Origin of the sequence: Bacillus sp. es.036 (assembly GCF_002563635.1) — a bacterium.
Classification (GTDB): Bacteria; Bacillota; Bacilli; order Bacillales; family Guptibacillaceae; genus Guptibacillus.
Genome location: NZ_PDIZ01000001.1, coordinates 1,999,710 through 2,020,867, shown reverse-complemented (window position 1 = coordinate 2,020,867; position 21,158 = coordinate 1,999,710). Strand labels below are relative to the sequence as shown.

General features: G+C 39.3%; 22 protein-coding genes, 1 riboswitch and 1 other annotated feature. Of the genes, 21 read left to right on the top strand and 1 reads right to left on the bottom strand.

All coding sequences use genetic code 11. From position 1 onward, the window contains the following. Positions 1-57 precede the first annotated feature (57 nt). The 9 genes from ATG70_RS10375 to ATG70_RS10340 all read left to right on the top strand — a co-directional run bounded on the left by ATG70_RS10375 (position 58) and on the right by ATG70_RS10340 (position 8,111). On the top strand, positions 58-2,040 hold the full coding sequence (locus ATG70_RS10375; protein WP_098444233.1) for a glycoside hydrolase family 15 protein: 1,983 nt from the start codon (positions 58-60) through the stop codon (positions 2,038-2,040). 76 nt (positions 2,041-2,116) lie between these two features. Further along, positions 2,117-2,266, top strand: a complete 150-nt coding sequence (gene rpmG / locus ATG70_RS10370) for a 50S ribosomal protein L33 (protein WP_048308894.1) — start codon at positions 2,117-2,119, stop codon at positions 2,264-2,266. Positions 2,267-2,344: 78 nt separating this feature from the next. Beyond that, positions 2,345-2,911: a 5-formyltetrahydrofolate cyclo-ligase gene (locus tag ATG70_RS10365; protein WP_179886247.1), complete on the top strand. Its 567-nt coding sequence runs from the start codon at positions 2,345-2,347 to the stop codon at positions 2,909-2,911. Beyond that, complete coding sequence (locus ATG70_RS10360; RefSeq protein ID WP_098444231.1) at positions 2,908-3,678, top strand: DUF92 domain-containing protein; 771 nt, start codon at positions 2,908-2,910, stop codon at positions 3,676-3,678. Before ATG70_RS10365 ends, ATG70_RS10360 begins: the two co-directional genes overlap by 4 nt. Then, the gene (gene mobA / locus ATG70_RS10355) at positions 3,675-4,271 is read left to right on the top strand and encodes a molybdenum cofactor guanylyltransferase (protein ID WP_098444230.1); all 597 of its coding nucleotides are present in this window, start codon (positions 3,675-3,677) and stop codon (positions 4,269-4,271) included. Before ATG70_RS10360 ends, mobA begins: the two co-directional genes overlap by 4 nt. Then, positions 4,272-5,291: a ThiF family adenylyltransferase gene (locus tag ATG70_RS10350; RefSeq protein ID WP_098444229.1), complete on the top strand. Its 1,020-nt coding sequence runs from the start codon at positions 4,272-4,274 to the stop codon at positions 5,289-5,291. Between the two features lie 112 nt (positions 5,292-5,403). Next, positions 5,404-5,600: a binding site (T-box leader), on the top strand. A gap of 86 nt (positions 5,601-5,686) precedes the next feature. Beyond that, positions 5,687-7,048: a Na+/H+ antiporter NhaC gene (nhaC, locus tag ATG70_RS10345; protein WP_098444228.1), complete on the top strand. Its 1,362-nt coding sequence runs from the start codon at positions 5,687-5,689 to the stop codon at positions 7,046-7,048. A gap of 67 nt (positions 7,049-7,115) precedes the next feature. Then, positions 7,116-7,289 carry a hypothetical protein gene (locus tag ATG70_RS22490; RefSeq protein WP_179886246.1) on the top strand — a complete coding sequence of 58 codons (174 nt, stop codon included), beginning with the start codon at positions 7,116-7,118 and terminating at the stop codon, positions 7,287-7,289. A gap of 114 nt (positions 7,290-7,403) precedes the next feature. Next, positions 7,404-8,111, top strand: coding sequence for an HAD family hydrolase (locus ATG70_RS10340; RefSeq protein ID WP_179886245.1), 708 nt, complete (start codon positions 7,404-7,406; stop codon positions 8,109-8,111). 13 nt (positions 8,112-8,124) lie between these two features. On the opposite strand, the gene ATG70_RS10335 is transcribed toward ATG70_RS10340, so the two are convergent. Then, positions 8,125-9,033, bottom strand: coding sequence for a hypothetical protein (locus ATG70_RS10335; RefSeq protein WP_098444226.1), 909 nt, complete (start codon positions 9,031-9,033; stop codon positions 8,125-8,127). 109 nt (positions 9,034-9,142) lie between these two features. Here ATG70_RS10335 and ATG70_RS10330 point away from each other — a divergent pair, with 109 nt between their 5' ends. The 12 genes from ATG70_RS10330 to thiD all read left to right on the top strand — a co-directional run bounded on the left by ATG70_RS10330 (position 9,143) and on the right by thiD (position 21,135). Continuing rightward, the gene (locus ATG70_RS10330; RefSeq protein WP_098444225.1) at positions 9,143-10,192 is read left to right on the top strand and encodes a M42 family metallopeptidase; all 1,050 of its coding nucleotides are present in this window, start codon (positions 9,143-9,145) and stop codon (positions 10,190-10,192) included. A gap of 108 nt (positions 10,193-10,300) precedes the next feature. Further along, positions 10,301-11,764 (top strand): spore germination protein, encoded by a 1,464-nt coding sequence (locus ATG70_RS10325; protein WP_098444224.1) that lies wholly within the window; start codon positions 10,301-10,303, stop codon positions 11,762-11,764. Positions 11,765-11,856: 92 nt separating this feature from the next. Then, on the top strand, positions 11,857-12,060 hold the full coding sequence (locus ATG70_RS10320) for a YqgQ family protein (protein ID WP_098444223.1): 204 nt from the start codon (positions 11,857-11,859) through the stop codon (positions 12,058-12,060). Then, positions 12,053-12,802 carry an oxygen-insensitive NADPH nitroreductase gene (gene nfsA / locus ATG70_RS10315; RefSeq protein WP_098444222.1) on the top strand — a complete coding sequence of 250 codons (750 nt, stop codon included), beginning with the start codon at positions 12,053-12,055 and terminating at the stop codon, positions 12,800-12,802. Before ATG70_RS10320 ends, nfsA begins: the two co-directional genes overlap by 8 nt. Positions 12,803-12,823: 21 nt before the next feature. Then, positions 12,824-13,801 (top strand): ROK family glucokinase, encoded by a 978-nt coding sequence (locus ATG70_RS10310; RefSeq protein ID WP_373560761.1) that lies wholly within the window; start codon positions 12,824-12,826, stop codon positions 13,799-13,801. A 294-nt stretch (positions 13,802-14,095) separates the two neighbouring features. Continuing rightward, positions 14,096-15,967, top strand: coding sequence for an LTA synthase family protein (locus tag ATG70_RS10305; RefSeq protein ID WP_098444220.1), 1,872 nt, complete (start codon positions 14,096-14,098; stop codon positions 15,965-15,967). Between the two features lie 168 nt (positions 15,968-16,135). Then, positions 16,136-17,323, top strand: a complete 1,188-nt coding sequence (locus ATG70_RS10300) for a M14 family metallopeptidase (protein WP_098444219.1) — start codon at positions 16,136-16,138, stop codon at positions 17,321-17,323. A 51-nt stretch (positions 17,324-17,374) separates the two neighbouring features. Continuing rightward, positions 17,375-17,491, top strand: a riboswitch (TPP riboswitch). 113 nt (positions 17,492-17,604) lie between these two features. After that, positions 17,605-18,240, top strand: coding sequence for a thiamine phosphate synthase (gene thiE, locus ATG70_RS10295; RefSeq protein ID WP_098444218.1), 636 nt, complete (start codon positions 17,605-17,607; stop codon positions 18,238-18,240). Next, positions 18,237-18,434 (top strand): sulfur carrier protein ThiS, encoded by a 198-nt coding sequence (gene thiS, locus ATG70_RS10290; protein ID WP_098444217.1) that lies wholly within the window; start codon positions 18,237-18,239, stop codon positions 18,432-18,434. The genes thiE and thiS overlap by 4 nt, the downstream gene beginning before the upstream one ends. A gap of 4 nt (positions 18,435-18,438) precedes the next feature. Then, positions 18,439-19,200, top strand: a complete 762-nt coding sequence (locus ATG70_RS10285; protein ID WP_098444216.1) for a thiazole synthase — start codon at positions 18,439-18,441, stop codon at positions 19,198-19,200. Positions 19,201-19,215: 15 nt separating this feature from the next. Continuing rightward, positions 19,216-20,307, top strand: coding sequence for a glycine oxidase ThiO (gene thiO, locus ATG70_RS10280; RefSeq protein WP_098444215.1), 1,092 nt, complete (start codon positions 19,216-19,218; stop codon positions 20,305-20,307). A 15-nt stretch (positions 20,308-20,322) separates the two neighbouring features. Further along, the gene (thiD, locus tag ATG70_RS10275) at positions 20,323-21,135 is read left to right on the top strand and encodes a bifunctional hydroxymethylpyrimidine kinase/phosphomethylpyrimidine kinase (RefSeq protein ID WP_098444214.1); all 813 of its coding nucleotides are present in this window, start codon (positions 20,323-20,325) and stop codon (positions 21,133-21,135) included. Positions 21,136-21,158: the final 23 nt, after the last annotated feature.

Below are 21,158 nucleotides of genomic sequence, written 5' to 3'. Positions count from 1 at the left end.
AATGACCTGTCCACTTCTGCAATAGACTAGTGTAGGAGATGGATAGGGGGGAGCAAAATGCCAAGACATTTAGTCATTGGAAACGGCCAACTGCTTATCAATATGGATCAATTTCTACAAATTCGAGATATTTATTACCCTTATGTAGGGCAGCAAAATCACGTTCAAGGTCATGCAAATCGAATCGGGGTTTGGGTAGATGGGAAATTTTCATGGCTCCACTCATCGGAATGGGATATCCAGCCAAATTATGATCAGGATACGCTCGTGACGTATAGTACTGCGGTACATCCTCATCTTGGAATTAAACTTGTTTTTGAAGAAGGCGTGCATCAACGTGAAATGCTAATGATTCGTAAAATTACGATTGTTAATTTAGAAAATCAAAATCGCGATGTAAGACTATTTTTTCATCAAGATTTAAATATTTATGAAACAGAAGTAGGCGACACAGCTTACTTTTGTCCGGATACAAAGTCTGTGATTCATTATAAACGCTACAGGTATTTTCTGTTCAATGGCGAGCTAGATGGAGAGGGAATTGAACAGTACACGACTGGAGTAAAGCGATTTCAGGCTGCTGAGGGCACGTGGCGTGATGCTGAAGATGGCCATCTACATGTTAATCCAATTGCGCAAGGTTCAGTTGATAGTACTTTTTCACTCGAAACAAAGTTGGAACCGCATCAACAAAAAACAGCTTATTACTGGATGACAGTAGGTAGAACTAAAGAAGAAGTGAGTAGCATTCATGAATATGTGAGCGAGATTGGTACTCAATTAACGGTTGAAAAAATTCGTATGTATTGGAATCGATGGGTAAACAAATCCGTGCTTCCGGAGACTGATTTAGGTCCAAATATCCTATCTCTTTATAAAAGAAGTCTATTAATTGTTCGAACACAAACGAATCAAAATGGTACGATTATCGCAGCGAATGACTCAGATATTTTGCATTATAACCGCGATCACTATAGCTATATGTGGCCTAGAGATGGTGCGCTAATTGCTTCTGCCATGTCTAAAGCAGGGTATCATGGAATGGTTACAAACTTTTATCGCTGCTGTGCAGAGCTTCTTTCAAAAGAAGGGTATTTACATCATAAATACAATCCTGATGGTTCTGTAGGGTCGAGCTGGCATCCTTATGTCGATCGTTTAAAGAAAACTCAGCTTCCGATACAAGAGGATGAGACGGCTCTTGTTCTCTGGGCGTTCTGGGAACATTACCAATCAACAGGTGATATTGAATTTGCTCAATCGCTTTATAAGTTTTTAGTTCGACCTGGTGCAAAATTTCTGTTGCAATTTATGGATGAAACCCTCGATCTGCCACTTCCTTCTTATGATCTTTGGGAAGAAAGGTTTGGTGTTTTTAGTTTTACAGCGTCCGCTTGCTATGGTGGTCTTATGGCTGCTCACTCGTTTGCAAGGTTGTTCGGAGAAGATGATCGTGCTGAGAGCTATTATAAAGGGGCAGAGCGGATTAAAAAGGGGATTGAGGAACATCTCTATGACGAAACACGTTCCTGCTTCTTAAGGGGGCTTTATCGAAATAATGAAACAGGTGAAATAACGAAAGATTATACAATCGAAAGCAGCCTATTTGGATTATTTGCATTTGGGGTTTTTCCTGCTAATGATCCTCGTATGGTTCGAACGATGGAAGAGATTGAAAAAAGACTTTCTGTAAAAACGAGCATTGGTGGTGTAGCGCGTTATGTTAGCGATTATTATTTTCAACAATCGCAAAATGTTGAAGAAGTACCCGGTAATCCTTGGGTAATTTGTACTCTGTGGATCGCTAAATGGAAAATTTCCCGTGCCCAAACACTGAAACAATTACGTGATGCGAAACATCACATAGATTGGGTATATAAACAGGCCCTCTCAAGTGGTATACTACCAGAGCAGGTACATCCGTATACAGGAAAACCATTATCAGTAGCGCCCTTAACATGGTCGCATGCTACGTTTGTGGATGTTGTGAAAGATTACCTTGAAAAGTATGAAGCACTTTCCACAACAAAAACAACTTGATTGAATGAGATTTGTTTGTTATCATAATAAAGTATGTTGTTAAATGAACAGTTTGATAGGATTTGGAGGGATATTCATGCGCGTACAAATTACATTGGCTTGCACTGAAACAGGCGATCGTAACTACATCACGACGAAGAACAAACGTACTAACCCTGATCGTCTTGAACTTAAAAAATACAGCCCAAGACTTAAAAAGCAGACGTTACATCGCGAAACAAAGTAAGCAGTAGGTTATCCTACTGCTTTTTTATTTGCTCATTTTCCCGTAAACTAGTAAGTGAGAAAAGTAGGAGGAATGATGATGCAATCAAAACACGAGTGGCGAACAAATATGAAAATAAAATTAAAAGAAATAACTGCTGCTGATAAAGTGAATCTTGATCAACAAATACTTGATCGTCTATATACATATAAACCGTACACAAATGCAGAAACGATCGGCTTAACGGTGGCAATGAAAGGTGAAATAAATACAAAAGAAATTATAGAAAGAGCATGGAGTGAAGGGAAAAGAGTAGCAGTACCGAAGTGTAATCCAAAAACCAAACAGATGACTTTTTACTATTTAACGGAATGGGATCAATTAGAAAAAGTATATTTTGGTCTAGAAGAACCACGTCCCAAAAAAACAGAAATGTGTCCTCCTGACGAAATAGAACTTTTGCTTGTACCAGGACTCATTTTTGATCGAAATGGGTATAGAATTGGTTTTGGTGGTGGCTACTATGATCGCTATTTGAAGGACTATTCAAACTCAACTGTTTCACTTGCTTACCAATTTCAAGTTGTCGAAAATGTGCCAACCGAAACGTTTGATTTGCCTGTGGAGGCAATCATCACAGATGAACAGATTGTTAACGTTAAATGAGCATTTACTTTTTTATATGTGCGATTACAGGTTTTCTAGGTTACAAAGCTAAAGCCCTTTCGAAAAAAGGAGCAGTTGCTGCTACAGGAATAGGGTGCGCCATTGCACTTGGTTTTGCATGGAAAGGGCTTTTGCTTCTCGGTATCTTTTTTCTGTCTTCAACGATTTGGAGTAAGTATAAAACGGAGTTAAAAGATAACGTGGAAGAAATTGTAGAAAAAGGTTCGTCGAGAGATGAATATCAGGTCCTTGCTAACGGCGGGGTTGCCGCTTTAGCTGGAGTAATGATGAGCATTTTCCCTGGAGATGCATGGTTGTTGATTTTTCTAGGAGCGATTGCTACTTCTAATTCTGATACCTGGGCATCTGAACTTGGTGTTCTATCGACGCGAAGACCGCTCCATATAAAAACTTTGAAATTCGTTCCACCAGGCACTTCTGGAGCAGTTAGTATGCTAGGTTTATTAGCGTCTATTCTGGGAGCGGGTTTAATTAGTGTTGTTGGTGCTTTCGTTTTTGACTTATCTTTTCAAGCAATAGCCTTTGTTACGCTCGCAGGCTTTGTCGGTTGTTTAAGCGATACGTTAATTGGAGGAACCTTGCAAGAAGAGTTTCAATGCCAAAGGTGTGGAACAAAAACCGAGCGCCATATTCATTGTGAAAATAAGACTGACAAAATAAAAGGCTTAAAAGGTTTGAATAATGATGTAGTCAATTTCGCCTCGTCTATTATTGGCGCACTCGTTGGAGGTGCAGCGTTGTTATGAAAATAACTGGTTTATTGCTAGCAGGAGGGGAGTCTCGAAGATTTGGGTCTCCAAAAGCATTTGCTACTTATTATGACAAACCATTTTATCAAGTGGTGTTAAATCAGCTTCATCCTGTAGTAGATGAAGCCATGATCGTAACCAAAATGAATTTATTAAAGCAGTTTAACATGCAGGTAACTGAAAATATAAGAGTAATAAAAGATGAGGAAGCTTTCGAGGGGATGGGTCCGTTAGCAGGGATCTATTCTGGGATAAATCAATCGAATGGGGATTATTATCTTACTGTAGCTTGCGATATGCCGTTTGTAACAGATGGTTTATTTTCGCTTTTAATAGAAGAGCGATTAATGCATCGCGATGCAATGGCAATTATACCTGTCAGTTCAGGAAGGCGCCAGCCTCTTTGTGCTCTTTACCATTCTTCATGTCAGCCTGTTATCGAAGAGCTACTCATATCAGGGAAAAGAAGAATGAATGATCTTCTCCAATCAATTGATGTCCATTTTGTAGAAGTTGAAAATCGAGAAAGACAATTTTTAAATGTAAATACACGTGAAGAATTTAAACTTGTTCAAAAGGAGATAGATTAAATGGATCACTTCAAAAGATATTCTAGACAAATGCTTTTTTCTCCTATCGGCGAAGTTGGGCAAAAGAAATTCAGTCAGTCGCGAGCTCTTATTGTCGGAATGGGGGCGCTCGGGACTTCTATAGCGAATCATCTTGTTCGAGCAGGCTTCGGCTACATAAGAATAGTCGATCGAGATTATGTAGAAAAAAGCAACCTTCAAAGACAGATGTTATTTGACGAAGAGGATGTTGCAGCGGCATTACCTAAAACAGTTGCGGCAAAAAATAAATTAAAAAAAATGAATTCCGCTGTTGAAATCGAAGCCATTACAGCCGACGTAAACCCAAGTAACATTACCGAATTTATTGAAAGTATGGATTTTGTAATGGACGGTACGGATAACTTTTCTACGCGATTTCTTCTAAATGATGCTTGTTTTAAAAATAAAATTCCATTTGTTTATGGTGGTGCTGTTAGTTCGAGGGGGATGACAGCTCTATTTGTCCCAGATGAAACTCCTTGCCTACGGTGCTTTATTCAGGGAGGAGAAGGAACGACAGGTGAAACGTGTGATACGATTGGTGTTATCTCTCCGATCGTAGATATTATCGCATCGTATCAAGTGACAGAAATTATGAAATATATAGCTGGAGATCATGAAAAGCTTCATCGTAGCCTAATGACCATGGATATTTGGCAGAATCACAGTTATGCTATGAAGTTTTCTTCTCCAAAGAAAGATTGTCCAACTTGTCAAACGAACGAGTACCCTTCTTTAAAGACAGGAGTAATGCAGGATATTACCTCTTTATGTGGGAGAGAAACGATTCAGATTCAGCTTGAAAGTCATTTTGATCTAAAAGAATGGGCAGAAAAACTTGAAAAAACGACAAAAGTAAAGAAAACACCTTTCCTACTTAAAGCTCAGCTGGAAGAAGGGGAGAGGCTTGTATTATTTCCAGACGGTCGGGTGCTTGTTCAAGGAACAGAAGATAGCGGAAGAGCAAAAGCACTTTATGCAAGGTATATTGGAATGTAAAAAAACATCAGTCGCATGGCTGGTGCTTTTTTACATCCGTCATTTTCTTGACAGGAGGATGGATTCAAGTATAAAATAACGATGTTACTTAAACGCGCAAAAGCATAAAAGTACAAAAGTGAAGATTTAGAAAAGTAACTTCTTTAGAAGAGCAGCAGAAGAGATCTGGTGGTTGCTGTAAACCAGAGCGTCTAGAAGTGAAATTACATCTGATGAACTAGTACGCGGCATCCCAGCCGTTAAAAGGGGTATAAGTGGGCAGCTAACGTTGTCAATAAGGGTGGTACCGCGAAGAACTTCGTCCCTTCAATTAAAGAAGGGCTTTTTTTAATGGAATAATACAGATAGAGCAAAACTAATCGATGAGAACACATAGATTAAGGGAGAGAAAGAAAATGAAAAAAATTTCGTTTCCAGTTGCGCTTGTTGTTATTGGTTTACTAATGAGTTGGATGTTATTTAGTATTATTGGGTTAAAGGTGGAGCCTCATATTCCTCTCCTTGCGGGCGTAGTTGGTATGGGTATAATGGGACTTTTACTCGGTATGAAGTGGGAGGCAATTGAGAAGGCTCTTTTAGAGAGCATTACAACGGGGTTAAAACCGATTTTAATACTTTTTGTCGTTGGTATGATGATTGCTGTCTGGATGCAAAGTGGAACGGTGCCAACATTATTGTATGGTGGACTTCAATTTATCCAACCTGAATGGTTCTTAATAAGTGCGTTGATTGTTACCATTATCGTATCAACCTTTACGGGGAGCTCTTTTACAACGATAGGTACAATTGGAGTTGCGATGATGGGTATAGGTGCTGCAATGGGGGTAAGTCCGGCGCTAGCAGCAGGAGCTGTTATTTCTGGTGCATGTTTTGGTGATAAAATGTCTCCTCTTTCTGATACAACTAACTTCGCACCTGCAGTGGCAAAAGTAGATTTGTTTACGCACATTCGACACATGATGCGAACAACAATTCCAGCGATTATCGTAACGGTTATTTTCTTTTTTATTATGAGTAAAAACTTATCTTCTTCTGTTAATCCAGAGGATCTAAACAACGCAATGATGGTTCTAAAAAGCGAGTTTCATATATCGCTATGGACGTTAGTCCCACCACTGCTTGTGCTTATACTTGCAGTTAAAAGAGTGCCGGTTCTCGTTACTCTATTTGCTGGATTACTTGCAGGGATTATTGTGGCAATGGTAACACAAGGCGTTTATTCAGCCTCCTCGATTATAGGAACCATGCAAAATGGTTTTGCAAGTGAAACGTCCAGTGATCTCGTAAATGGAATTATAAATAGAGGTGGACTACAATCAATGATGTGGAGCGTGTCCCTCATTATATTAGCACTTGCACTTGGGGGTGTACTTCAAGCCATGGGTATGATTCAATCGCTCATGAGCGGTTTAACAAAGCTGCTAAACAGGCGAGGACATTTAATCTCTGCGACAGCGACATCAGCCATTGGTGTGAATTTATTAACGGGTGAGCAGTACTTGTCAATTTTACTTCCAGGCCAAACGTTTGAGCCTTTTTATGATAAAGCAGGAGTAGATCGTAAATACCTTTCTCGCACACTTGAAGATGCAGGAACATTAATAAATCCATTAATTCCTTGGGGCGTTTCGGGAGCCTTTTTTGCAGATACGCTAGGTGTAGCGGTAATGAGCTATCTTCCATTTGCCATCTTCCTTTGGTTATCTCCATTATTTACAATAATACTGGGTTACTCGAATAATAAGAAGCTTGGATAGGAACTATGGATAAAAACGCCATTACCTGCAAACAGTAGAGGTATAGTACAGTTTCAGGAGGCGTATGATGAAAATAACGAAGGTACTCGTTCTTTTATCCTTAGTCGTGGTGATTTATGAATATCGCTATCGTTTATTAAATGGACTATTAGGTGTGGCGGTAATTAGACGCTTCATCGTGGGCAATTCATTAAAATTCCCTGGTATACGTAACAAACTTTTTAACTCGTTTTTATCATAACCTCCACCTCAAAGGGTGGAGGTTTTTCCTTTCTTCTAAAAATAGAAAAGAGTAAAATAAGAAGCATGATAAGAAAGTGAAGATTTGATTCCACTCAGATTGGAGGCGATTTTTGTGAAATGGACACACATCTATTTTGATTTAGATAATACTCTTTACGATCATGAAAAAGCTTTTGAAAAAACCATTTTGCATTGTGCAGAAAACATGTTATATAAGAAAAAATCATCTCTTCCAGTTCATAAATGGTTTACTGTTTTCAAATGTAACTGTGATAAATTTTGGGGATTTTATGAAGAAGGAGAGTGGTCAAGAGAGCGTTATCAGATCAATCGATTTTGTAAGACGAATGAATTTTTTGATTTAACATGCTCTGAACAAGAAGCAATTGATTTTCAAGAAGAATATCAGTCCAAAGTGGCCTCTTTCGCTGAGTTATATCCAGAAAGTGATTCTATATTATCATTACTGAAAAATAAAGGGATTGAACTAGGCATCATTACGAACGGTGAGGAGGAAACCCAAACAGCAAAGATTGAGGCGTTACAACTGTTACAGTGGATTCCTCGAGAAAACATCTATATTTCAGAAGTTATAGGGTTGGAAAAACCCGAAACTTCTATCTTTCACTACGTTTTAGGTAGTACCGGTCGATATCTATACATAGGCGACACCTTTGAACATGACATTAAACCTGCATTAGAAGCAGGCTTTGATGTGATTTATTTCAACTCTCGAAACGAAAAGGTTGATCAGAGTCTTGTCAATCAAGTCCCTGAAATCGTTACTTATGATGAATTAAAGAAGATTTTATTTGATTAGCAGACACTTTCCTTTAGTTAGTTGAGTCATCTTTACGCTCTAGTAAGGGCTCGTTAAGGTATTGGATTAATTGAACGTTTTTTCCACTTTTTGTTTGAAATAGGATAAGTAGATAAGGGGATTGTTTATGAATGAGTATGACTGGAATGGTGCTTCCTATAGGTGGTTCAGTAGAACTATCAGGGAGCAAGATGCCTAGAAAATAGTTCTTATATAACCCTTCCCATATCCCTCCAATAGCATCAGTAGTTTGCTTTTGAGATAAGCCAGGAAGTGCTTTGTTTTCATATTGATCTAATGAAGTGAGTGATAAAATCGTATAATCTTCAGGATGTAAGTTATATTCAGCTACCATAGATTTGAAAACCAATTGAGCTTGCTGATCTATAGCATGATCAAGAATGTATTGCCATTCTTTTTCTTCTTCACTTGAAGCTTGTTTGAATGATTCTAGAGGAGTCATTGGCGAATCAATCACGTATAGCTGGTCGTAGCTCATTTTTTGAGCGCTTTTTATCACATCATTTGGGTAGTGTATTTCGCCATAATGGTAAGTGATGGCTTCATAATGACCACTATCTTCACTCGTGATTCCTTTTTTTTGCCGAATGGTTGCCGTATTCTCTTTCCAGGTCGACATGGAGTCGATTAAGCGTCCCTCTTCATAAAGAAACGATAAATCTTGACGTAAATAGGCCGTTTCCGAAAGAGTTGACTCAGTCTTCCAGTTCAATGTGTATTCATCTTCATCTTCCTGCGTTAAAATAGTGAGAGATGTACTAGCTGAATCAAATGAAACGTCCGGGTCGGGAGGGAAATACGTAAATGATTCCCTGACAGGATTACTACTTGTATTAACAAGGATGAGCGCAAAAAAACCAATCATTCCTAGCATGATAACGTAGTGAATTCTTTTGATCATCCGGAGCCCTCCGATTCATTAAGCTTGTCATCATATGTTATGAGATAGAAAACAAAAATATGAAGATCGTTTTCCCCCTACTACAAGCTAATTTGAAAGGATGATTGCAATGAAAGTATTCCATGCAGAAGAGCTTCTACAAACGACGAAAGAATTAGTTAGTATTCCTAGTCCATCAGGCTACACGGATGAAGTGATTAGTTGGGTGGAAGGAAGAATGCAAGAACTTGGTGTAGAAACGAAGCGAAATCATAAAGGTGGGCTAATTGCTACGATAGAAGGTGCTGATTCGTCCCGACAGCGCATGTTAACAGCTCACGTAGATACGTTAGGCGCGATGGTTAAAGAAATCAAGAGTGATGGTCGCCTACGCCTATCTTTAATTGGTGGCTTTCGATTTAATGCGATAGAAGGAGAATACTGTGAAATAATTACAGGAGATGGTAAGCGTTTTACTGGCACAATACTTTTACACCAAACCTCTGTCCATGTTTATAAAAACAATGGAGAGATCAAGCGAGACGAACAAAATATGGAGGTGCGCCTCGACGAACGTGTTGCTAACGCTGAAGACGTTAAGAAATTAGGAATACGGGTCGGCGATTTTACATCTTTTGATCCTCGGGTGCAGTTAACAGAGAGTGGGTTTATTAAGTCCAGACATTTAGATGATAAAGCAAGCGTTGCCCTCCTTCTTGCAAATATAAAAAAACTAAAAGAAGATAACAAAACGCTTCCTCATACAACACATTTCTTAATTTCTAATAACGAAGAGATTGGTTACGGTGGAAATTCGAATATTCCTGAAGAAACTGTAGAATACATAGCCGTGGATATGGGGGCACTTGGTGATGGGCAATCCTCAGATGAATACACCGTTTCCATTTGCGCGAAAGATTCGAGTGGTCCTTATCATTATCGCCTTAGAGAGCATTTGGTCAGCCTTGCAGAAGAACACCATATTGAGTACAAGCTAGATATTTATCCTTACTATGGCTCAGATGCATCGGCAGCTATCCGTGCAGGTGTAGATGTCCGGCATGCTCTAATTGGTCCTGGTATTGATGCTTCCCATGCTTATGAGCGCACCCATGAGGCTTCAATGCTTCATACAGCTCATTTAATTTATCGCTATCTTTTATCACAGATGATTGACTGAAGTAAATGCCAGCCTTCTCAAAGAGAAGGCTGGCATTTCTTTGCCCAATTATTTGATAGGTATGTAACGAATGAGATTGGTGAATGATGGAAACGAGGAGGGGGACCAATGTCTCAAAAAAAGATTATTCATCCAGTTAGTCATTCATTTGAAAAAAATATAGATTTTCTTCATAAAGAATTAGGAGTCGGTAAAAGCTTTGATGTGATTCAACTTGATCTCGACTATGCAGGTCGGAAAATGGCGATGTTCTTAATTGATGGTTTTGTAAAAGATGATATTCTGCATTATTTAATGAAATTATTATCAAGACTTGAGCCAGAACAACTTGATCCAGATCCGCTTGAAAAGCTCATGAAAGTTCATATTCCTTATGTTGAAATTGATCGACAGAACGACCTTGATGTCGTCATGGACCTTGTTCTAGCGGGTCCAACGGCTCTTGTTGTAGAAGGCATAAGCGAAATTATCATGATTGATGCAAGAACCTATCCAGTTCGTGGACCACAAGAGCCAGATTTGGAACGTGTAACGAGAGGGGCTAGAGATGGATTCGTTGAAACAATTGTATTTAATACGTCATTGACTAGGAGAAGAGTTAGGGACAAAACACTAAGAATGGAATATATGCAGGTTGGTAGAAGGTCTAAAACAGATATTTGTATTAGTTACATTGAGGATATTGCGGATCCAGAAATTGTTAAGAGGATCAAGGAATCGGTTAGTAATATCGATACAGATGGTTTACCGATGGGTGAAAAAACAATTGAAGAGTTTATTTGTGGTAGGCATTTAAATCCGTATCCTCTTGTACGGTATACAGAGCGACCAGATACTGCTGCCATTCATCTTTATGAAGGTCACGTTTTGATTTATGTTGATGGATCCCCAAGTGTGCTCATCACACCAACTACATTTTGGCATCACTTGCAGCATGCGGAAGAGTATCGACAAAAACCGCTTGTTGGAGCTTATTTGAGGCTTGTCCGTTTTATTGCTGTATGGATCGGAATTTTCATCTTACCGCTCTGGTATTTATTTGCTACAAATCCAAGGTTATTAGGATCGAATATGCAATTTATTGGCGTTGATCAAGGGGGGACCCTGCCGTTATTTGTTCAATTTTTACTTATTGAAATAGGAATTGATATTCTTAGAATGGCAACAATTCATACACCAACGTCTTTAGCGACAGCGCTTGGTCTTGTATCAGCTATATTAATAGGACAAGTAGCTGTTGAGGTAGGATTATTTATTAATGAGGTTATTTTATATCTAGCTCTTGCAGCTTTAGGTACCTTTGCAACGCCGTCTTATGAATTGAGTCTTGCCAACCGTTTGTTTCGACTACTATTACTTGTCGTAACAGCTGCCTTTGGAGTCATTGGTTTTGTTGTCGGCTTTACTCTTTGGATGGTCCTTCTTATTCGTACAAAATCTTTTCATATTCCATACCTGTGGCCGTTTATTCCTTTTTCATATCGTGCTTTTCGCGATGTTATTTTCCGAGCGCCGATGCCTCTTAAAAATCGAAGGCCAACAGTCCTTCATACAAAAGATCCAGATCGTTAAGGGACATGTTCTTTACTAAAGAATGTGTCCTTTTTTGTGCTTATTTATTTTTTTTAAGAGTATGGATTGCTATAATAGCAATGGTGAGGAAAATGAAAACATTTTATGATATACAACAACTTTTAAAACGCTATGGCATGATCGTTTATACTGGTAGCAGACTTGGAGATCTTGAATTAATGGAAGATGAGGTACAAGAATTATATGAAATGAAGATTCTCGAAAAAGAAGATTACCTCGTCGCCAGAATGATCTTACGAAATGAAATCAACAAGGAGAGAGACAAACATGAATGAAACCATTGAAACGATGCTCGCTCATCGATCTATTCGAGCGTTTAAAGATACGCCACTAACAGAAGAACAAATTAATATTCTTGTCAAAGCGGCCCAGTCTGCGTCAACGTCAAGTTATATTCAGGCATACTCTATTATCGGTGTGAAAGATAGAGAGAAGAAAAAACAAATAGCAGAGCTCGCAGGGGGACAGAGTTACGTCGAAGAGAATGGCCATTTCTTCGTATTCTGTGCCGATTTTAACCGTCATCATGCTACGGCAGAAATGCACGGAACTGATGTTATAGAAACGGTTCAATCTACTGAAAAATTCATGGTAGGATTAATCGACGCATCTCTTGCAGCACAAAATGCAAGCGTGGCTGCTGAATCAATGGGTCTTGGTATTTGTTATATTGGTGGTATTCGAAATGATCTAGAAAAAGTAAATGATTTATTGAATCTACCTCAACACGTGATTCCATTGTTCGGTCTTTGCGTAGGATATCCTAATCAGGAACCTGATATTAAACCGCGTTTGCCTCTAGAAAACATTTATCACGTAGATGAATATGAACAAAATGAAAAAGTTTTTAAAGATGAATTAATCAAATATGATGAAGTGATTTCATCTTATTATACAGATCGAACGGCTGGACAGCGCACAGGTGGTTGGACAGCGATGATGGCTCATAAATTAACGAGTCCTGTTCGAACGTACATGAAAAAGTTTCTCGAAAAGAAAGGTTTTCCTTTAAAATAAAATCAAGGTTATGAAAGGTGGATGATGATGAAAGAAGAAAAATGGTTCATAGGTGTGGATCTGGGAGGCACAACAATCAAGCTTGCTTTCCTTGATTTTTACGGAGAAATTAAAAAGAAATGGGAAATTCCGACGGATAAATCAGAAGCGGGTCGACATATTACCATGCATATTGCAAGAGCAATCGACGATAAAATGGAAGAAATGGAATTAGCCAAAGAGAAATTTGCTGGAATTGGCATGGGAGCTCCAGGGTTCATTGAGATGGAGACAGGTTTTATCTACCATGCTGTTAATATCGGATGGCGGAACTTTCCTTTAAAAGATAAGCTAGAAGTTGAAACAGGATTACCGGTTATTATTGATAATGATGCTAATATTGCTGCACTCGGAGAAATGTGGCGAGGTGCAGGTGATGGTGCTCGTGATTTGCTTTGCGTAACGCTTGGAACTGGAGTAGGCGGTGGCATTATTACAAATGGTACGATAATACATGGGACGAACGGAATGGCGGGAGAGATTGGACATATTACCTCTGTTCCTGAAGCCGGTGCTTCATGTAACTGTGGTAAAACGGGTTGTCTTGAAACCGTTGCTTCTGCAACTGGTATTGTTCGGATTGCGATGGAAAACCTTACGTCTAATCAAGAAAGCGTTCTTTATCATACATATAAGGAGCAGAATCAGCTTACTTCTCGTGACATTTTTGAAGCTGCAGAAGCGAATGATTCTTACGCTGAAGAAGTAGTTGAAAAAGTTACGTTCTATCTTGGTTTGGCCATTGCTAATTTAGCAAACGCCTTAAATCCATCTAAGATTGTCATTGGAGGTGGCGTTTCTAAAGCGGGAGAAGCTTTGTTAAAACCATTAAAGCATCAATTTGAAAAATATGCTTTACCGAGGGTGAAAGAAGGCTCAGATTTCGCAATTGCTACTCTTGGCAATGATGCTGGCGTTATAGGTGGGGCCTGGCTTGTTAAAACTAAATTAGTTAAATAGTCCTAGTTGTTCGCGTTTATCCCTGTCATGATAGGGGTAAAGAAGAGATCAGTGGAGTCTGATCTCTTCTTTTTTTATGATTTTTTTGCACAGATGAAACTTTTTGGACGACTTATTCGTTATTAGTAATGGCCGCACTAAATAGAATCAAAAAAATTGTTGAAAGAAATACTAAAATAAGGACAAAAGTTAGTTGATTAAATTTCGAAAACATACTATCATAGCGATTATGTATGGTCGTAGAAAGATATGGTAGCTTTTCCTTATATCCAACTAAGGAGGTACTAAGAAAACATGAAAAAGCTACAAAATAAGTATTCGTTTTTTCTAGTCGTAGCATTTTTGCTGTGGTTAAAAACGTATTTGGTGTATGAATTTGCGTTTAACATTGAACCTGAAAATAAAATGGAAGGGTTTATCTTATTTTTAAACCCGATTAGTTCTGTCTTGTTATTCCTCGGTTTTGCATTATTTGCCTCACCTAAGTATCGCAACAGAGTATTGCTGATCATTAATTTTGTCGGGTCATTTATTTTATTTGCAAATGTTGTCTACTACCGAGAATTTACAGACTTTATTACGATACCGCTTCTTTTTCAAACGAATAACATGGGTGAACTTGGTAACAGTATCGCAGAGCTAGTAAGCGGTTTTGATTTCTTGTTATTTATAGATATCATACTTCTCTCAGCTTATCTATTTGTACGTAAAACTAAAACATACGCAGTTAAGAAAAAAGAAATCGCTATTGTATTTGCAAGTGCCATCGCCCTTTTCGCTATTAATGTCGGCCTTGCTGAAACAGAGCGTCCTCAACTCTTAACTCGGACGTTTGATCGTGAAATGCTTATTAAATATATCGGTACTTACAACTATCATGTTTATGATGCTGTTCTACAATCGAAAGCAAAGGCACAACGAGCATTTGCCGACGGTAGTGAAATTGTCGATATTGAAAACTATGTGAAAGCGAACCATGTTGAACCAAACCCTGAAATGTTCGGTAAAGCAGAAGGCAAAAACATTATTCTCGTATCTCTAGAGTCTACGCAAAGTTTCGTGATAAACGAAGAGGTTGACGGAAAAGAAATTACCCCATTCCTTAATGATCTTATTGATGAAAGTTATTATTTCCCTAACTTCTATCATCAAACAGCACAGGGGAAAACTTCCGACTCTGAGTTTATTCTTGAGAATTCTCTTTATGGACTACCGAGCGGTGCGGTGTTCTTTACGCACTCAGGAAATGAATACAATGCGTCTCCAGAAATTTTAAGTGAAAATGGCTACTATAATGCCGTTTTCCATGCAAATAATAAAAGTTTTTGGAATCGTGACGTTATGTATGATGCCCTTAAATATGATAAGTTCTATGATATTAATGACTTTACGGTCACACCCGATAATTCAATCGGATGGGGATTGAAAGATGAATATTTCTTTGATCAATCCATTAAGTATTTAGAAACAATGCCAGAACCTTACTATGCTAAATATATTACCCTTACGAATCATTTCCCTTTCACTCTTGAATCAGAAGATGAATATATTCCAGAGTGGACTTCAGACGATGGTACTGTAAACAGATTTTTCACAACGGTTCGCTATCAGGACGAAGCTGTTAAAAAATTCTTTGAGCGCATGAAAGAAGAAGGACTATATGAAGATTCAATCTTTGTTATGTATGGGGATCACTATGGTATCTCTGAGAACCATAATAAAGCAATGGGCGAGTTTCTAGGGAAAGAAATCACACCATTTGAATCGACAGAACTACAAAAGGTTCCTCTTATTATCCATATCCCTGGCCAGGAGGGAGAAGTAATGGATCAAGTGGGTGGACAAATTGATTTGAAACCTACAATCATGCACCTTCTCGGAATTGAAACAAAAGATATGATTAAGTTTGGTAATGACCTGTTTGCAGAAGAACAGGATAATTTCACGATACTTCGTGATGGAAGTTTCATTACAGAAAATAACCTTTATACGAAAAATGTTTGTTATGATAAGGAAACCGGAGAAGAAACGGATAAAGCTGCCTGTGAACCATACATGGAAAAGGCAAAAACAGACCTTGCTTACTCAGATAAAATTGTGTACGGCGATCTGCTTCGTTTCTTAGGAAAGCATGGAGAGCAACAAGAAGATGCCGAGGTAAAATAAACCACCAGAAAAACCACGCTTTTAAAGCGTGGTTTTTTTTATATGCATCTAAACATAGAAGTGGAGATAATAAACATCTTCTTCTGAGAAAAGCTTTATTCACGAAGCATAGGCCACCCTTCTAGTCATATTATTGTAAGAGGGAGATGACATGTGGGAGGGTGAATGATGAAAATTAGGGTGAAAAGTGGGGACAGCCTTTGGAAATATAGTCGTGTCTTTCAAATACCGCTCCGTCTCATTTTAGATAGCAACAATCTTGAAGATCCTGATCAGTTGATGATTGGAGAACAAATACAGATCCCTGGTTATGTAACAAAAAGTTATACGATTAAACAAGGAGATACATTATGGAAAATAGCGGGTTGGTATGGTGCGCCTTTAGACGGTGTTTTATTGCTAAATGATCAAAATCCCTTTTCGCTAAAGCCGGGTGAGAAAGTGAACATCCCGATTCGTGTCACGTGGTCACTGATAAACCCCGATCAAAATTATGATTATGGGACTCTTGTTAAGGATATCCGAAAAATCCTTGGTGTTTACCCATTTATTAAAAGAGGACTAATTGGTGAGACAGTAATGGGAAAACCAATTCCGGAATTAGTGGTAGGAACTGGCGTGAAAAAAGTTCACATGAATGGCTCATTCCACGCAAATGAGTGGTTAACGACAACTTTAATCATGAAATTTATCGATGATTATGCACAAGAATTAACAAGTAGCCAGCAGCTTAGCGGTGTCTATCTCCCCCCGCTTTATGAATCCACTTCTTTGTCACTCGTTCCAATGGTCAATCCAGATGGTGTTGATCTTGTCATTAATGGTTTACCTGAAGAGGAACCCTATCGTTCTCTTGCAAATGAGATTAACAATGGGAGTGACCAATTTAGTCGTTGGAAGGCGAACATTCGAGGTGTTGATTTAAATAATCAATACCCGGCCAAATGGGAAGTAGAAGCTGAGCGTAAACCAACAAAGCCATCTCCAAGAAATTACCCGGGAAAAGCCCCGCTTACTGAACCAGAAGCAATTGCAATTGCTGATTTAACTAGAAGAAAGAAGTTTGACAGAGCGCTAGCATTCCATTCACAGGGTGAAGTGATTTTTTGGGGATTTGAAGGTCTTGAACCCCCTGAGTCGGAAATTCTTGTAACAGAATTTTCTCGCTTAAGTGGCTATCTACCCATTCGGTATGTTGATAGTTTTGCAGGTTACAAGGATTGGTTTATACAGGATTTTAGAAGACCTGGTTTCACTGTTGAAATCGGGAAAGGAGAGAATCCTTTACCAGTTAGCCAATTTAACGATATTTATCAAAATACGATAGGCATCTTTTTGTCTTCCCTATACATGTAGGGAGCTTGAATTCTAAGAGCTTTTTTGTCATAATAATAGTAATTTCATAATTTCTAAGACTAGGGGTGCCTTCAAATAAGGGAAGGCTGAGAAAAAGAAACCGTTATTTCTTTTACCCTTGAACCTGATCTGGTTGATACCAGCGTAGGGAAGTCGGTAGCGGTGTTTTTATACTACCCCCATTCCATACGCGGAATGGGGGTTTTTCACGTTCTAGCGTCTTTTATCTCATTTTTGTAGAAATGTGAAGTAAGTCATAACGATAATGGAGGAAGCCAGTCATGAAGCAGTTTCAATTATATGTGATTACAGGAGAAGAATTTCATCCAGATCGAGATTTAGTCGACGTAATGGAGGAAGCCATACGAGGTGGAGCGGATATTATTCAGCTACGTGATAAAACAAATTCAAAAAAAGTAGTGCTTGAAAAAGCGCTAAAGTTAAAAGCATTAACAAAAAAGTACAATATACCGTTTATTGTTAATGATCATATTGATGTCGCTCTAGCTGTTGATGCAGACGGTATTCATTTAGGGCAAGATGATTTGCCTTTAGAAACGGCAAGAAAAATCATTGGACCAGGTAAAATAATCGGAATCTCAACTCATCGTATTGAAGAAGCGCTTGCTGCAGAAAAGGGAGGAGCTGATTACATCGGGGCAGGTCCAATTTTTCCGACTAACAGTAAAAGCGATGTGGTAGACCCTGTTACTACTGAATATATCAAGGAAGTGACTTCTGAAATTTCCATTCCATTTGTCGCCATTGGAGGAATTAAACTACACAATGTTTCAGACGTCTTACGTGCGGGGGCGAAACGGATTTGTGTGATCAGCGAAGTAGTAGGAAGTGACGATGTGAAAGGAACATGTGAATTATTTCAGCAAGTGATTAAAAGTGAGGTGATCGAGAAGTGAGATTACAAATAAATGGCGATGAGCACCATCTAGACGTGATTACGTTGAAGGATGTTGTGAAGCATTTTGGTTTGCAAGAAGGTCTGGTTGTAACAGAGGTAGATGGGACAATTATTGATCGATCGAACTGGAAAGATATCAATGTACAAGATGGCATGAAAATTGAACTTGTTCACTTTGTAGGTGGAGGTTGAGTAAATGACTAACAAATTAACAATAGCTGGTAAACAATTATCATCGAGGCTTTTTCTAGGCACAGGAAGATACCCAAATCCATATGTTCAAAACAAGGCGATTGAGGTTTCCGAAGCGGAGGTTCTCACGTTCGCGATTCGAAGAGTGAATCTTTCAGCACCAGACGAAGATGCGATCCTTCAACACATCGAAAAACCATTTCAATATTTACCGAATACTTCAGGTGCAACATCAGCAGAAGAAGCGATTCGAATCGCTCGTTTAGCAAAAGCATCTGGACTAAGTGATTGGATTAAGATCGAAGTGAGCCAAGATGAAAAAATGCTCATTCCTGATCCAATCGAAACTCTAAAAGCAACAGAAATCTTAGCGAACGAAGGGTTTATTGTCTTGCCGTACACATCAGATGATCCTGCACTTTGTTATCGATTACAAGAAGCTGGTGCCGCGGCAGTGATGCCAGGTGGGTCTCCCATTGGTACAGGTCTTGGTATTTTAAATCCTTATAATATTGAACGGATTACTGAGAAGCTTACAGTGCCAGTGATCGTAGATGCTGGTCTTGGAAGTGCAGCTGATGTTACAGAGGCAATGGAACTCGGCGCAGATGGCGTGCTGTTAAATACAGCGATAGCAAAAGCGAGAAACCCAGTTATGATGGCAGAGGCTGTAAAACATGCGATTCAAGCTGGAAGGTTGTCCTATAGCGCAGGTAGAATTTCTAAAAAGAAGTATGCGACGGCGAGTAGTCCGATACAAAGCTAAGAAAGGAGGATCTATATGGCTAGAATCACGATTATTGGTGGCGGAGTGATCGGTTTATCCATTGCATTTGAATGTCAAAGAAGAGGACATAACGTTACTGTGGTCGAAGCGCAGCAATGTGGTGGACAGGCTTCTGGTGCAGCAGCAGGAATGCTTGCTCCATATTCTGAAATTGAAGAAGACCCTGACGATTTTTTCCGACTATGCCAAAGGAGTTTGCAGATTTTTCCTAAATGGCAAGAAGAGGTCAAACGTCATTCGGATATTGATTTTGAGTACAATGAAAGTGGTAGTCTTTATTGTATTTATCATGAAGCCGACCGTCTTTCTCTTGAAACAAAACAGGCATGGCAAAGAAAGTTTAACGTTGAATCGACGATCTTAAGCGCTGAAGAAGTAAGCGTTAAAGAACCAGGGCTCTCTAGAGATGTTGTTGCCGCTTTATGGTGTCCCGAAGAGTCTCATATTTATGCCCCTGGCTATGTGGCGGCTCTTTTACAAGCCTGCCGTAATCTAGGTGTTCATGTCATCGAATATGTGGGAGATGCAACGCTTGATGGTTATGCTGTTGTAACAAAACAGGAGCGAATTGACAGTGATCAGGTTGTTCTTGCAGCAGGGGCCTGGTCAATGTATTGGGAAAAAGAGCTTGGCTGCACATTGCCCGTATATCCGATCCGCGGACAAATCTGTGCATATGAAGCTCCACCTTTAAACCACATTGTTTTTACAAGCCAGGGGTATTTGGTAGCTAAAGCGAATGGTTCCGTTGTGGTCGGTGCCTCAGAGGATATCGCTAATTTTGATACGAACGTAACAGAACATGGGATTGGTCGTCTCGAAAAGTGGAGCAAGAAGGTGATGCCTGTTCTCGAGAAGATGGATCCATTTCATAAATGGGCCGGGTTAAGGCCGGCTACACAGGATGGTTTTCCACTTATTGGAAAGTTAATTGAGAAACCGAGGGTTATTTTGGCGACCGGACATTATCGAAATGGAATTTTACTTAGCCCAATTACGGCAAAAATCGTAGCGGATGAAATTGATCAGGTTCCCCAACAAATTGCAATTGGTCAATTTCGTCCGGATCGTTTTCAGGCTATCTAATAAGGAGAGGGTCTAATGTATAAAGCACTGACGATTGCTGGTTCAGATAGTGGTGGCGGAGCTGGGATTCAGGCTGATTTAAAAACGTTTCAAGAGCGCAACGTGTTTGGGATGAGTGCGATTACAGCACTTACAGCTCAGAACACGCTTGGCGTTCATCATGTGTTCCCACAAACGGTCGAAGCGGTGCAATCACAGCTAGATGCTGTTCTCTCAGATATTGGGGCGGACGCAGTAAAAACTGGGATGCTTTTTTCGAGTGAAATCATTCTTGCGGTTTCGGAAAAGATAAGGGACTACAATGTCTCAAATCTTGTTATTGATCCTGTGATGATCGCAAAAGGTGGGGCGTCTCTTTTGCAAAATGAAGCAAAATTGGCTATGAAAGAAAAGCTTTTTCCGCTAGGAGCTGTTATTACGCCTAATCTTCCTGAAGCAGCCGAATTGCTAAATTGTAATGCTATTACTTCTATCAAGGGTATGGAGGAGGCGGCAAAAACCCTACATGAAAGCGGTGCAAAAGCTGTTCTTATTAAAGGTGGACATATGACGAGTAATACTGCTGTGGATGTTCTGTATCTAAACGACCGCTTTTACCATTATGAATCAGAGCGTATTGAAACAAAACACACTCACGGAACTGGTTGCACGTATTCAGCTTGTATCGCAGCTGAACTTGCTAAGGGGAGGCCGATCCCCGAGGCTGTAGCTATTGCAAAAGAATATATTACGGCTGCTATAACACACGCCCTCCCAATAGGAAAAGGAATTGGGCCAACAAACCATGCTGCTTATCGACAAACACAAACTTCCATCATGAAAACTTAACCCTGCTTCTGCAGGGTTTTTTT

What these genes read in the sequence shown, in the direction of transcription:
- ATG70_RS10375 (WP_098444233.1), top strand. Translation starts at nt 58, where the DNA reads ATGCCAAGACATTTAGTCATTGGAAACGGCCAACTGCTTATCAATATG.
- rpmG (WP_048308894.1), top strand. Translation starts at nt 2,117, where the DNA reads ATGCGCGTACAAATTACATTGGCTTGCACTGAAACAGGCGATCGTAAC.
- ATG70_RS10365 (WP_179886247.1), top strand. Translation starts at nt 2,345, where the DNA reads ATGCAATCAAAACACGAGTGGCGAACAAATATGAAAATAAAATTAAAA.
- ATG70_RS10360 (WP_098444231.1), top strand. Translation starts at nt 2,908, where the DNA reads ATGAGCATTTACTTTTTTATATGTGCGATTACAGGTTTTCTAGGTTAC.
- mobA (WP_098444230.1), top strand. Translation starts at nt 3,675, where the DNA reads ATGAAAATAACTGGTTTATTGCTAGCAGGAGGGGAGTCTCGAAGATTT.
- ATG70_RS10350 (WP_098444229.1), top strand. Translation starts at nt 4,272, where the DNA reads ATGGATCACTTCAAAAGATATTCTAGACAAATGCTTTTTTCTCCTATC.
- nhaC (WP_098444228.1), top strand. Translation starts at nt 5,687, where the DNA reads ATGAAAAAAATTTCGTTTCCAGTTGCGCTTGTTGTTATTGGTTTACTA.
- ATG70_RS22490 (WP_179886246.1), top strand. Translation starts at nt 7,116, where the DNA reads ATGAAAATAACGAAGGTACTCGTTCTTTTATCCTTAGTCGTGGTGATT.
- ATG70_RS10335 (WP_098444226.1), bottom strand. Translation starts at nt 9,033, where the DNA reads ATGATCAAAAGAATTCACTACGTTATCATGCTAGGAATGATTGGTTTT.
- ATG70_RS10330 (WP_098444225.1), top strand. Translation starts at nt 9,143, where the DNA reads ATGAAAGTATTCCATGCAGAAGAGCTTCTACAAACGACGAAAGAATTA.
- ATG70_RS10325 (WP_098444224.1), top strand. Translation starts at nt 10,301, where the DNA reads ATGTCTCAAAAAAAGATTATTCATCCAGTTAGTCATTCATTTGAAAAA.
- ATG70_RS10320 (WP_098444223.1), top strand. Translation starts at nt 11,857, where the DNA reads ATGAAAACATTTTATGATATACAACAACTTTTAAAACGCTATGGCATG.
- nfsA (WP_098444222.1), top strand. Translation starts at nt 12,053, where the DNA reads ATGAATGAAACCATTGAAACGATGCTCGCTCATCGATCTATTCGAGCG.
- ATG70_RS10310 (WP_373560761.1), top strand. Translation starts at nt 12,824, where the DNA reads ATGATGATGAAAGAAGAAAAATGGTTCATAGGTGTGGATCTGGGAGGC.
- ATG70_RS10305 (WP_098444220.1), top strand. Translation starts at nt 14,096, where the DNA reads ATGAAAAAGCTACAAAATAAGTATTCGTTTTTTCTAGTCGTAGCATTT.
- ATG70_RS10300 (WP_098444219.1), top strand. Translation starts at nt 16,136, where the DNA reads ATGAAAATTAGGGTGAAAAGTGGGGACAGCCTTTGGAAATATAGTCGT.
- thiE (WP_098444218.1), top strand. Translation starts at nt 17,605, where the DNA reads ATGAAGCAGTTTCAATTATATGTGATTACAGGAGAAGAATTTCATCCA.
- ATG70_RS10285 (WP_098444216.1), top strand. Translation starts at nt 18,439, where the DNA reads ATGACTAACAAATTAACAATAGCTGGTAAACAATTATCATCGAGGCTT.
- thiO (WP_098444215.1), top strand. Translation starts at nt 19,216, where the DNA reads ATGGCTAGAATCACGATTATTGGTGGCGGAGTGATCGGTTTATCCATT.
- thiD (WP_098444214.1), top strand. Translation starts at nt 20,323, where the DNA reads ATGTATAAAGCACTGACGATTGCTGGTTCAGATAGTGGTGGCGGAGCT.